The organism is Spirillospora sp. NPDC047279 (genome assembly GCF_040643285.1).
Lineage (GTDB): Bacteria > Actinomycetota > Actinomycetes > Streptosporangiales > Streptosporangiaceae > Spirillospora.
Window position 1 is genome coordinate 1 of record NZ_JBEYUA010000007.1, and the last position, 11,856, is coordinate 11,856.

Below are 11,856 nucleotides of genomic sequence, written 5' to 3' on the forward strand. Positions count from 1 at the left end.
GAGTACGAGGAGACGTTCCACCGATCAGCCGCTGGCACCGGCACGGCGATCGAGAACCAACCGATCTAGCCTCCAACTTTGCCGGGGCGGTCCACCGATCCCCTCTGCGACCCCCTGCGCGGTGGCAGCCGCATGGCCCGGCGGACACCCGTTCACCGGGCCTACAGGCACGTTCACTCGCATGCCAAGGGGTGGAGCCCACCGGGACCGCAAGCGCACCACCACACCGGACCAGACGGCGCCGCGGCCGCCGGACCTGGTCAACCGGCAGTTCACCGCCGACCAGCCCGACCGGCTGTGGCTGGCCGACATCACCTATGTGCGCACCTGGGAAGGCTGGGTGTACGCAGCGTTCGTGCTGGACGCCTACTCCCGCCGCATCGTCGGCTGGCAACTGGCCGATCACCTGCGCACCGATCTCCCGCTGGACGCGCTGGAGATGGCGCTATGGCAACGACGGCGAGACAGCGGCCGCGAACAGCCAGAGCCCGGCACTTTGATCCATCACTCCGACAAGGGCTGCCAATACGTCAGTTTCCGCTACACCACCCGGCTCGCCGACCTGGGCGTCACCGCCTCGGTCGGATCGGTCGGATCGGTCGCCGATTCCTACGACAACGCCATGGCCGAGTCACTGAACGCCACCTTCAAGACCGAGCTGATCCACCGCCGAACCTGGCGCACCCGCGACCAGGTCGAATACGCCATCGTCGAATGGTCGGCCGGTACAACCACCGCCGGCTGCACACCGCCATCGGCGACGTCCCACCTGTCGAGTACGAGACCGCCTACTACCGTTCGATCAACACACCAGCGCCGACCGGCGCCAGGTAGACCGGGCTTCACCGAACCCGGTGGGCTCCAGGGTGGTGATGTCTTGATCTCCGCGCGGTCCCCTCTCCGGTGTACTGGTGTCGGCTGGTTGGGCGGCGGACAGTTGTGTGGACGGGGGCTTGTCAGGTTGGGCGGGCTTGAATCCATGGGGTCAGGGAGGCGGTCAGGTCGTCCGCTGCCGTCTCGACGTTCTGGACCGGGGCCAGGCAGGTCCCTGTGGAGGAGGCGTACCACCACGTGGCGGCGCCGCCCCGGATCACGGTGACGGTCTCGCCGACACAGGGAGTCTCCGTGTGGAACACCCGGAGCCGGGGCGGGTTCTCGGCGGGTCGGAGAACGGCCGTCCAGCCGCGTCGGCGCAGGGCGCGGGCGAGGCGGGTCAAGCGTCGGCGCGCCTGCCGTCGTGTCCGCCGAGACTCCAGCGGCGGTGCGGAACGCGGTGTCGTGACCTGTCGCTGTGGCATTACCGGCCGCCGTTGCGGTGCTGTGCCGCTCGTTCGCGCTCATCGAGGAGCGCTTCGCGGAGGGTGATCGCGTTGTCGCGGATCACCGTCGGATCGATGCCGGCCGACTCGTCGTGCAGGGTCGCGACCCAGTCACCGGGGAGGCCGTCATAACGCTGTGCGCGCCAGACGCGATAGGCGGGGAAGTCCGCGCGAAGCCGATGGAGCGCCTGGGCATCGGGGTTGGTGGGCATGGAGAAGGCCTTCGTTCGTGGTCGGGGGTGGGTTTCGCGACCACTGTCACAGGCGGGATATACGCTCGGAAAGCAACCGACCGCGCCCGGTGACGCACCCCATGTGAGATCGACCGAACCCCGGCCCGGGTTCGACACTGGAGCCCCCATGCCCGCACGCTCGGAGCCGTACGACGCGCCCGCCATCGTCACGTTCGCCAAGGAGCTGACCGCCTGGCGCGAGGCGAGCGTCCAGAACAAGAAGCAACTCGCGGACGCGCTCGGATACGCCGACTCCTACATCGGCCAGATCGAACGGTGCAAGAACACCCCGTCACCCGAGTTCGCCGAGGCGCTCGACACCTTCTTCAAGACCAACGGCCTCTTCCGCCGTCTCTGGGAACGCATCATCGAGACCAGGTACTCGCGCACCCGCCCCCCGGGCTTCGAGCAGTACCTGGAGTACGAGGTGAACGCGGACCGCCTTCGCATCTACTGCACCAGCCTGGTCAGTGGGCTGTTCCAGACGGAGGGGTACGCCCGGACGATCATGAGCATGGTCGGCGGGCCCATCGCGGAGCAGCGCTTGCGTGAACGCCTGGCACGACAAGAGATCCTTGGGCGGGAAGACGGCCCGTACGCCTTCCTGGTTTTGGACGAGGTGGTGATCCGGCGCACCATCGGGTCCGGCGAGGTCATGCGGGAGCAGCTCGCCCATCTACTCGAAGCGGGACAGAGCGAGCGAACGCAGGTGCAGATCGTTCCCTACGGCGTCGGGTACTACGCCGGGCTGTCGGGCAGTCTCACACTCCTTGGATTCACCGACAGACCGGACGTCTCCTATACCGAGTCGTCGGGTGAAGGGCTGCTCCTGGAGCGGCACGACAGCGTCGCGCACCAGATCCTAAAGTGGGATCAGATCCAAGGACACACGCTCTCGGTCGCGGAGTCGCTGGCCGTGATCCAGGAGGCGATGGAGCGGCTATGAAGTCTCATGACCTGTCTGTGGTCCGATGGCGTAAGGGCAGCCGGAGCTCGCACGAGGGCGGGGAGTGTGTCGAGGTCGCCGGGTTGGGGTCGGTGGTCGCCGTTCGGGACTCCAAGGACCCGGGCGGGGTCGTGCTCGTCGTCGACGGTGACCGGTGGCGTGCGTTCACCCGGCGGTTGAAGCGCGGTCTGGACTGATGCCGGCGGGGTTGCTCGGGGAGCGGGGGACCTCAACCCCGCCGGCGTTCGAACCCTAGACCCGGCTGGTCGGCGTGGGACGGGTAACCGGGGATCGTCCCGGAATGTCGAAGTGCTGGTGACTAGGGGGTTGTGGCCGGGTCGGGGGCGTTTCCGCCGAGGGACTCGGGGAGGTAGTTCTCCACGGCGGCGGGGCGGAAGCCCTGGGCGCGGATCCAGCCGAGGATGGTCTGGAACTGCTGGGCGAGGCCCTTGCGGTAGTGCATCAGGACGATGTCGCCCGGCTTGAAGCCGGTGCCGCCGTCCGAGCGCTGGAAGTCGTCGTGCTTGCCCCTCGGGCTGGTGGTGCCGTTGTAGAACTCCGTGTTCCACAACATGATCGACTTGATGCCGCAGGCCTTGGCGGCCTGGCGGGTGGTGTCGTTGAAGCTGCCGAACGGCGGGCGGAAGATCTGCGGGCGGCGGCCGTACTGGCCGGTGATGGTGTCGGAGGCGTCGCAGATCTGCTTGCGCTGGCCGTCGGGCGACAGGGTCACCATGTTGGGGTGGGAGACGGTGTGGTTCTCCATCTGGGAGCCGGCGTTGCGCAGGGCCCAGAAGTACTGGCCGTGGCCTTTCACGTACGTCGAGGTCAGGAAGGTGAGGATGGGCACCTTCTCCTTGCGGACGAGGTTGACGAACTCGGCGTCGTACTCGTAGCCGTCGTCGATCGTCAGGAAGACGACCTTCTCCTTCGTCTCGATCGACTTGATCACTGGGGGGAGGCCGCCGGACTCGGGCTTGGGGAGGGTCCAGGAGCCGGGCTTGGGGGTGGCCCACCGCTGGTCGGCCAGCACCGTGCCGAGCTGGGCCCGCATCGAGGGGCCCGGGTCGCGTTCGGCCTGTGCGCGGACGGAGGGCCAGGCTCCTGCGGCGACGCCGAGCGCTCCTGCCAGCACGGTGGCGATCACGGGAATCTTGCCAAGCATCAGCCGCTGTTCTCCTGTCTCCGTAAGGCGCACCAGGGTTGACGCTCCCAGGCGTCCTCAGGTTCGCAGGATCTATCTGACCATGCCGGGACGGAACAGGTCGTATCTGACCAACACTCGGCGTGTACTCGGCACAAGTTGCCCTTCGCTCCGGGGTGCACGTTCCGTAGGGTCGGTCCATGAAAGTCACCGGCAGTGCCACCATCGCCGCCTCGCTCCCGCGCGTCTGGGACGCGCTGCAGGACCCGTCGGTGCTGGCGCTGACGATCCCGGGCTGCGAGTCGCTGGAGGCCCTGGGCGACGACCGCTACCGCATGACGGTGCACGCCGGCGTCGCCTCCATCAAGGGCGTGTACGTGGGCGAGGTCGCGCTGACAGATCCCGATCCGCAGCGGTCGTTCGTGCTGCGGGCCAAGGGGCAGGGCGCGCCGGGCACGGTGGACGCGACCGTCCAGGTGCGGCTGGCCGACGACGGCGGGTCGACGCGGGTGGAGTACGACGCGGACGCGGTCGTCGGCGGGATGGTCGGCGGCGTGGGGCAGCGCATGCTGGCCGGGGTGGCGAAGAAGACGGCGGGGGAGTTCTTCGAGTCGGTCGAGAAGGCGCTGAGCGGTCCGGCCGTGGTGCCGGACGCGCCCTCGGCGCGGGTGGACAGGGCCGGGCCGGGCGAGTTCTACCCGGGCGCGGCGTTCTTCGAGGGGGAACGTTCGGTCGGGCCGATGCTCATCGCGTTCGGCGTCGGCGGCGCGGTGGCGCTGGCCGGGGTGGCGATCGGCCACGCGCTGGCCCGCCGTTCGCGGCGCTGACCGCGGACCTGGGCCCAGCCGAGCAGCAGCGCGGCGACGGAGACGAACGTGGCGGCGATGCCGGCCGAGTATCCGGTGACGATGCCCAGGCCGTGGCGGGGCAGGTCGAGGAACGGGTACGGGTACCACGCGGTGAACTCGCCGTGGACCAGCGTGTAGCCGAGGTAGGCGACCGGGAACAGCAGCCAGGTGCCGAGCGTGCGCCAGGTCGGCAGCTTGTGGGCCGGGGCGAACAGCAGCCAGTCCAGCGGCATCACCACGGGCAGGATCCGGTGCTCGACCCAGCCGGTCCAGTGGCCGGCCTCGCCGCCCATCACGAGCGCGTACACCAGACCGGTGATCGCCAGGTAGAGCGCGGCGGCGCCGCGCAGCCAGTCGACCCACGGCCGGGCGCGCCAGGCGGGGACGGCGGCGGCGAGCAGGGCGGCGCTTCCGGCCAGGTTGCTCAGGATCGTGAAGTAGCTGAAGTAGTCGACCGCGTCCATGCCGGGCCGCCGGGCCAGGAAGCAGAACACGACGGTGCCCAGCGCGAGCAGGCCGAACCCGGCCCGCCACGCCGTGACGAAGGCGCGTGCGGCACTCACGCGTCGCGCTTCTGGAAGACGGCGAACGCCGCGACCAGAACGATCGCCGTGTAGAGCAGGAACACCCCGAAGCCCGCCCAGGGCGACAACATGTCGTCCAGCGGCCGGGCCGTCATGATCGCCCCGCCCGCGTTGGACGGCAGGAACTTGCTGACCGTCCGGCCCCAGTCGCCGGGCAGGAAGCTGCCGATGATGGGCAGCACGAACAGCACGCCGAGGATGGTGGTGACCGAGCCCGCGGTGTGCCGCAGCAGGACGCCGATGCCGAGCGCGATCACCGCGATCAGCGCCAGGTAGAGCCCGCCGCCGATCACCGCGCGCAGCACGCCGTCGTCGCCGAGCGAGGCGTTGATGTCCTTCGACTTGAAGATCAGCTGGCTGAGCAGGAACGAGGCGAACGCCACGATCTGGCCGACGACCAGCGTGATCAGGCCGAGCACCAGGACCTTGGCGGTCAGGTACTCCATGCGGCGCGGCATCGCGGTCAGCGCCGTGCGGATCATCCCGGTGGCGTACTCGCCGGTGATGACGAGCACGCCGAGCACGCCGAACGCGACCATGCCGAAGTTGATGCCGACCAGCCCGAAGGAGGCCGGGTCGAACTGCGCCCGGTCGGCGGGCTTCATCTGGTCCCACGCGCTGGTGAACGCCAGGGCCAGCAGCAGGCTCAGCCCGATGGTGACGATCACCGCGGCGATCATCGTCCAGAACGTGGACTTGACGGTCATGATCTTGGTCCACTCCGAGGAGAGGACGTTCCCGAACGTCGCGCGCTTGGCGGGCGCCGGCGACTGTGCGGGCGGTGCGGCGGTTCCCGTGCTCATGCCCGGCCTCCGTCCGGTCCGTCCTCGGGCCGCGGCGGCGGTCCCGCCGGCGGTGGCGTTCCCTGCTGCGGCAGGGATCCCGGCGGGGGCGGCGGTCCCGGCTGCGGCGGTGCCCCCGGCTGCGGCGGCGCCTGCGGTGATCCCTGCGGCGGTTCCTGCGGCGGCCCTTGCGGCGGTGGGGCGGCCCACGAGCCGTCGGGCGTCGCGGCGGGGACGGGCGTGCCGTCCGCGCCGGCCACCGGCGTGCCGTCCGCGCCGGCCACCGGCGGCGTGCCGCCGGGGATGCCCGCGTGGTACTCGACGGTGTCGCCGGTGAGCCGCATGAACGCCTCCTCCAGCGACGGCTGGACGGGGCTGAGCTCGTGCAGGCGCAGCGCGTTGTCGGCGGTGACGTCGCCCACCTGCGCGGTGGTCGCGCCGTACACCCGCAACGACTCGTCGCCCTCCACCTCGACCCGCCAGCCCTGCCGGGCCAGCAGCGGGCCGAGGTCGCCGAGCTGCGGCGACCGGACCAGGACGTGGCTGGTGGCGTTGGTGTCGATGAACTCGCGCATGCCGGTGTCGGCGAGGATCCGGCCGCGGCCGATGACCACCAGATGCTCGGCGGTGAGGGCCATCTCCGACATCAGGTGGCTGGAGACGAAGACGGTGCGGCCCTCCCGGGCCAGCTGCTTCATCAGGTTGCGGATCCACAGGATGCCCTCGGGGTCGAGCCCGTTGACGGGCTCGTCGAACATGAGGACGCCCGGGTCTCCCAGCAGCGCGCCGGCGATGCCCAGGCGCTGGCCCATGCCGAGCGAGAAGCCCCGCGACGGCTTCTTGGCCACGGCCGTCAGGCCGACCAGGCCGAGGACCTCGTCCACCCGGCGGCGCGGGATGCCGTTGCTCTTGGCCAGGCAGAGCAGGTGGTTGTAGGCGCTGCGGCCGCCGTGGACGGCCTTGGCGTCGAGCAGCGCGCCGACCTCGCGCAGCGGCGCGCCCAGCTCGCGGTAGTGCCTGCCGTTGACCGTGACGTCCCCGGCGGTGGGCCGGTCGAGGCCGAGGATCATGCGCATGGTGGTCGACTTGCCCGCGCCGTTCGGACCGAGGAACCCGGTCACCCGGCCCTCGTGCACGGTGAAGTCGGCGTGGTCCACCGCCACCTTCGACCCGTACTTCTTGGTCAGCCCGCGCGCCTCGATCATGCTCGGCTGATACCGCACGCCGCCCGTCCCGGAAACGGCGACGGCGGGCAAGCGGAGAAGATTTGACCTCCGCTTGCCCGCCGTATTCAGTGCGTTCGCGACGTTCGGGCTAGTTCACGCCCACCAGGTCGACGACGAAGATGAGCGTCTCGCCGGGCTTGATGCGCGGGCTCGGGCTGCGGTCGCCGTACGCCAGGTGCGGCGGGATGACCAGCTTGCGCCGGCCGCCGACCTTCATGCCCTCGACGCCCATGTCCCAGCCCTTGATGACCCGGCCGCCGCCGAGCGGGAACTGGAAGGTCTGGCCGCGGTTCCAGGAGGCGTCGAACTCCTCGCCGGTCGAGAAGGAGACACCGACGTAGTGCACCTCCACGGTGTTGCCCTTGCTGGCCTCCGTGCCGTCACCGACGGTGATGTCGGTGATGTCCAGCATCTGGGGCGGGGTGCCCTCGGGGAAGTCGATCTCGGGCCGTTCAAGCGCCATTGCCAGGCTCCATCGGTTGGGTCGGCGGGTCGTTTCCGGACGCCGTTCAGCGTAGCCGCAGCGCCGACTCGCCAAAGAGACGGCGCCCCGTTGGGCAGGAAGCGACGGTGTCGGGGACCGTCCGCGACCGGTAGAGAGGGACCATGGCAGGAGCACGGCGGTTGCGGATCGGCATCGACACCGGCGGGACGTTCACCGACGTCGTGGCGCTGGACGAGGACACCGGGGAGATCGTCCTCACCAAGACGCCGTCGACCCCGGCCGATCCGGCCCGGGGTTTCGAGGAGGGCGTGCTGAAGGTGCTCGGCCTGCTCGGCGCGGACCGTTCGGACGTCACGGCGCTGGCGCACGGCACCACCGTGGCCACCAACCAGCTCCTCGAGGACCGGATCGACGACCTGGGGTTCGTCACCACCGAGGGTTTCGAGTTCGTGCTGGAGATCGCCCGGCAGAGCGTGCCCGACGGCTACGGCAACAGCTACTTCTGGGTGAAGCCGCCGCGCATCGTGCCCGTGCACCGTGTCCGGACGGTCGGCGGGCGGCTCGACCACACCGGTGCCGAGCTGCGGCCGTTCGACGAGGAGTCGGCCGTGGCGGCGGCCCGCTGGTTCCGCGACCGGGGCATCCGCGCGATCGGCGTCTGCTTCCTGCACTCCTACGCCGATCCGGCGCACGAGCTGCGCATGCGCGAGGTGCTGCGCCGCGAGCACCCCGAGGCCGTGGTGTCGCTGTCGTGCGAGGTGCTGCGGGAGTACCGCGAGTACGAACGGTCGGTCACCACGCTGGTCGACGCGGCGGTGAAGCCGACGATGACGCGCTACATCGAGCGGCTCGTCGAGCGGGGAGCGGCGGAGCGAGGAACGAGTGAGCAGGCGAGCGCGACCATGGGCGCAGCTCGGCTTCCCGGCGGGCGGCTGCACGTGATGAAGAGCAACGGCGGCGTGCTGTCGGGGGAGGAGGTGGTGCACCAGCCCATCACGACCGTGCTCTCCGGCCCGGCCGCGGGCGCGCTCGGCGCCGCCTTCGTGACCCATGCCGCCGGCCACCGCTCGGTCATCACGCTGGACGGCGGCGGCACGTCCACGGACGTGGCGGTGGTGCTGGACGGCGAGCCGACCCTCACCACCGAGGGCACCATCGGCCGACACCCGGTCAAGATCCCGATGATCGACATCGTCACGGTGGGCGCCGGCGGCGGCTCGGTCGCCTGGTTGTCGCCGGAGGGCACGATGAAGGTCGGCCCGCGCAGCGCCGGCGCCGATCCCGGCCCGCTCTGCTACGGCCGCGGCGGCACCGACGTCACGGTCACCGACGCGCACGCCTACCTCGGCCGCATCCCGCCGCACCTGCTGGGCGGCGAGATCCCGCTGGACACCGGCGCCGCCCGTACCGGGATCGAGGGGCTGGCCGCCAAGCTCGGCCTCACGCCCGAACGCGCCGCGACGGGCATCCTGGAGATCTCGGCGTGGAACCAGGCCAACGCCATCCGCCAGATCACCGTCAAGCGCGGGCTCGACGTCCGCGACTACCCGCTGGTCGCGTTCGGCGGCTCGGGGCCGCTGCTGGCCTGCCGCCTGCTCGACGTCCTCGGCCTGCCCGCCGCGGTCGTCCCGGCGAACCCCGGCAACCTGTCGGCGTTCGGCCTGCTCACGGTGGACGTCAAGAACGACTATGTCCGCACGCGCGTGGAGCGGGACGCCGAGCTCGACCTGGCCGCGCTGGCCGTGACCTACGGCGAGCTCGAACGCCAGGCGGCCGCGGCGCTCGACCGCGAGGGCTTCCCCGCCGCCGGGCACCGCTTCGCCCGCTCGGCCGACCTGCGCTATTACGGCCAGGCGTTCGAGGTACGGGTGACGGCGCCGGACGGCCCGTTCGGCGACGCCTTCCGCGCCGAGGTCGTGCGGCGCTTCCACGACGCGCACGAGGGGCTCTACGGCTACTGCTACCGCGACGACCCGGCCCGCCATCCCGTCGAATGGGTCAACGTCCGGGTCTCCGGCATCGGCCCGATCACCCGCCCGGTCCTGCGCGAGCGCCCGGTCCGGCCGGGGACGCCCGCGCCGGACGGCACCCGCCGGGTGTTCTACGACGACTGGGCGGACGTCCCGGTCCATCGCAGATCCGAGCTGGCGCCGGGCGCCGAGGTGGAGGGCCCGGCCGTCATCGAGGAGTTCGGCTCGACGGTGCCGCTGCACCCCGGCTTCCGCGCCCGCGTCGACGCCCACGGCAACCTGGTGGTGACCCGATGACCGACCCGGACGAGGCTGTGGAGAACGAGGCCATGAGCGCGACCGACCCGATCCTGCTGGAGATCGTCGAGGGCACGCTGGCGTCCGTCGAGCGCGAGGTCGAGACGGCGATCGCCAGGACCGCGCGGTCGCCGATGATCCGGGACGCGCACGACTTCCGCGCGGGCATCCACGACCGCCGCCTGCGCAAGCTGACCGGGCGCTCGTACTCCGCGCTCGTGCAGCCGATCGCCCGCGACTTCCCGCTCGGCACGATGCGGCCCGGCGACGTGTTCTTCCACAACGACGTCTACCTGTCCGAGGGCGGCATCGGCCACCTGCCCGACCTGTGCGTCACCGTCCCGGTGTTCCACGGCGGCGAGGTCGTCGCGTTCGTCCAGGCGTTCGGTCACCACGACGACATCGGCGGCGCGGTGCCCGGCTCGATGCCCAGCCACGCCCGCAGCGCGTTCGAGGAGGGGCTGATGGTCCCGCCGATCAGGCTGTGGGACCAGGGCGTGCCCAACGAGGCCGCGCTGCGGATCATGACCCGCAACTCGCGCATGCCCGACTCCCTCGCCGGCGACCTGGACGCCGAGTGCTCCGCCTGCCTCATGGGCGCCCGCCGGCTCGGCGAGCTCTTCGACCGGTACGGCCGCGCCGCCGTCGAGGCGTGCTTCGACGCGATCATCGACAAGACCACCGAGACGTTCCGCCGCGAGCTGCTGGCCAAGATCCCCGACGGCACGTACGTCTGGGAGGACTACGCCGAGCACGACGGCGTCGACCCGCCCCGCCTGCACGCCCAGCGCATCACCCTCACCGTCGACAACGCCGCGGACGTCCCGCTCGTCATCGACTTCGCCGGGACGTCGCCGCAGGCCAAGGGCCCGATCAACCACGCGGGCGACTACGCCGACGGCGTGTTCCTCAAGAAGTGGCTGGCGCCGATCCTGCGCAACCTCGCCGACACGCCCGAACGCGCCGCCGAGCTCGACGTGAACGAGGGCGTCGTGCCGCTCATCGAGATGCGCTTCCCGGACAAGGGCACGCTCCTCACCCCGGTCTTCCCGGCGCCGACCAACGCCCGCACGTTCGTCATCCTGCGCCTCCTCGGCGTCCTGGCCGGGGTCCTGGCCAAGGCGACGAACGGCCGGATGCCCGCCGACCAGGAGACGATCCGCTACACCGGCGTCTACGGCGACGACGACCGCGGCCCGTACCTCATGCGGGAGGTCCTCGGCGGCGGCTCGGGCGGGCGCTACTACGCCGACGGCGAGGACACCATCCACGTCGTGCCCGACTCGCGCAACATCCCGGCCGAGTTCGCCGAGGCCCGCTGGCCGTTCGTGGTCGAACGCCTCGGCCTCGCCGCCGACTCGGGCGGCCCCGGCCTGCACCGCGGCGGCCTCGGCTACGACAAGCACCTGCGCATGCTCCGCGACGCGCACTACATGTCGATCGCCGACCGGTCGATCCTGTCCTGCTGGGGCGTCAACGGCGGCGCGGCGGGACGCCCGTTCCGGGTCGACATCGACGGCGCCGAGATGGACGGCCTCGTCGACGACCGGCCGGTGCGGGCCGGCCAGGTGATCCGTGTCCGCACCACCGGGGGCGGCGGCTGGGGCGACCCGTACGACCGCGACCCCGCCCTGGTCGCCGCCGACGTCCGCGACGGCAAGGTCACCGTCGAGGGCGCCCGCGACGACTACGGCGTCGTCCTCACCGACCCCACGGACACGGCCACCACTGAGGGCGCAGCCACCACTGAGGGCGCGGGTGGTGCTGAGGGCGTGGGCGGTGCTGAGGGCGTGGGCGGTGCTGAGGGCGTGGGCGGCGCCGGGGGCATCGCCGGGGGCATCGCCGGGGGCATCGCCGGGCCTGGAGGCACCGCCGGCGCGGATCGGACGGTCGACGTGGAGGCCACCGAGGCGCTGCGCGCCCGGCTGCGCGCCGAACGCGGCCCGGCGGCGTTCTTCGACCGCGGCCCCGGCTACCCGACGCTCTCCGGCGGCAGGACGCGGGCGGACGTCGACTGAAACCCCGTTGATCACCGGCTCGGCCGGCGCCTAGGTTGGCCGCC

10 protein-coding genes and 2 pseudogenes are annotated in these 11,856 nt (G+C 71.3%); 6 read left to right on the forward strand and 6 right to left on the reverse strand.

Features of this window, described 5'->3' with window-relative positions:
• Positions 1-181: 181 nt before the first annotated feature.
• Positions 182-1,099, forward strand: a complete 918-nt coding sequence (locus tag ABZ810_RS18740) for an IS3 family transposase (protein WP_358404434.1) — start codon at positions 182-184, stop codon at positions 1,097-1,099.
• 198 nt (positions 1,100-1,297) lie between these two features.
• On the opposite strand, the gene ABZ810_RS18745 is transcribed toward ABZ810_RS18740, so the two are convergent.
• On the reverse strand, positions 1,298-1,531 hold the full coding sequence (locus tag ABZ810_RS18745; RefSeq protein WP_358404437.1) for a hypothetical protein: 234 nt from the start codon (positions 1,529-1,531) through the stop codon (positions 1,298-1,300).
• Between the two features lie 148 nt (positions 1,532-1,679).
• Between ABZ810_RS18745 and ABZ810_RS18750 the strand changes: the two genes are divergently transcribed.
• Together ABZ810_RS18750 and ABZ810_RS18755 are read left to right on the forward strand one after the other, a co-directional pair.
• Positions 1,680-2,498 (forward strand): helix-turn-helix transcriptional regulator, encoded by an 819-nt coding sequence (locus ABZ810_RS18750; protein ID WP_358404439.1) that lies wholly within the window; start codon positions 1,680-1,682, stop codon positions 2,496-2,498.
• Complete coding sequence (locus tag ABZ810_RS18755; RefSeq protein ID WP_358404442.1) at positions 2,495-2,695, forward strand: DUF397 domain-containing protein; 201 nt, start codon at positions 2,495-2,497, stop codon at positions 2,693-2,695. The genes ABZ810_RS18750 and ABZ810_RS18755 overlap by 4 nt, the downstream gene beginning before the upstream one ends.
• 122 nt (positions 2,696-2,817) lie before the next feature.
• On the opposite strand, the gene ABZ810_RS18760 is transcribed toward ABZ810_RS18755, so the two are convergent.
• The gene (locus tag ABZ810_RS18760) at positions 2,818-3,663 is read right to left on the reverse strand and encodes a polysaccharide deacetylase family protein (protein ID WP_358404445.1); all 846 of its coding nucleotides are present in this window, start codon (positions 3,661-3,663) and stop codon (positions 2,818-2,820) included.
• A gap of 179 nt (positions 3,664-3,842) precedes the next feature.
• On the opposite strand from ABZ810_RS18760, the gene ABZ810_RS18765 reads away from it, so the two are divergent.
• Complete coding sequence (locus ABZ810_RS18765) at positions 3,843-4,469, forward strand: carbon monoxide dehydrogenase subunit G (protein WP_358404448.1); 627 nt, start codon at positions 3,843-3,845, stop codon at positions 4,467-4,469.
• A 35-nt stretch (positions 4,470-4,504) separates the two neighbouring features.
• Here ABZ810_RS18765 and ABZ810_RS18770 read toward each other — a convergent pair.
• The 4 genes and pseudogenes from ABZ810_RS18770 to ABZ810_RS18785 all read right to left on the reverse strand — a co-directional run.
• A pseudogene (locus ABZ810_RS18770) lies at positions 4,505-4,954 on the reverse strand (Pr6Pr family membrane protein); the annotation flags it as partial.
• 95 nt (positions 4,955-5,049) lie between these two features.
• On the reverse strand, positions 5,050-5,877 hold the full coding sequence (locus ABZ810_RS18775) for an ABC transporter permease subunit (RefSeq protein ID WP_358404450.1): 828 nt from the start codon (positions 5,875-5,877) through the stop codon (positions 5,050-5,052).
• 278 nt (positions 5,878-6,155) lie between these two features.
• A pseudogene (locus ABZ810_RS18780) lies at positions 6,156-7,061 on the reverse strand (ATP-binding cassette domain-containing protein); the annotation flags it as partial.
• 109 nt (positions 7,062-7,170) lie between these two features.
• On the reverse strand, positions 7,171-7,545 hold the full coding sequence (locus ABZ810_RS18785; RefSeq protein ID WP_358404453.1) for an FKBP-type peptidyl-prolyl cis-trans isomerase: 375 nt from the start codon (positions 7,543-7,545) through the stop codon (positions 7,171-7,173).
• Positions 7,546-7,688: 143 nt separating this feature from the next.
• Here ABZ810_RS18785 and ABZ810_RS18790 point away from each other — a divergent pair, with 143 nt between their 5' ends.
• The gene (locus tag ABZ810_RS18790) at positions 7,689-9,794 is read left to right on the forward strand and encodes a hydantoinase/oxoprolinase family protein (protein ID WP_358404455.1); all 2,106 of its coding nucleotides are present in this window, start codon (positions 7,689-7,691) and stop codon (positions 9,792-9,794) included.
• Positions 9,791-11,812 (forward strand): hydantoinase B/oxoprolinase family protein, encoded by a 2,022-nt coding sequence (locus ABZ810_RS18795; protein WP_358404458.1) that lies wholly within the window; start codon positions 9,791-9,793, stop codon positions 11,810-11,812. The genes ABZ810_RS18790 and ABZ810_RS18795 overlap by 4 nt, the downstream gene beginning before the upstream one ends.
• Positions 11,813-11,856 lie beyond the last annotated feature (44 nt).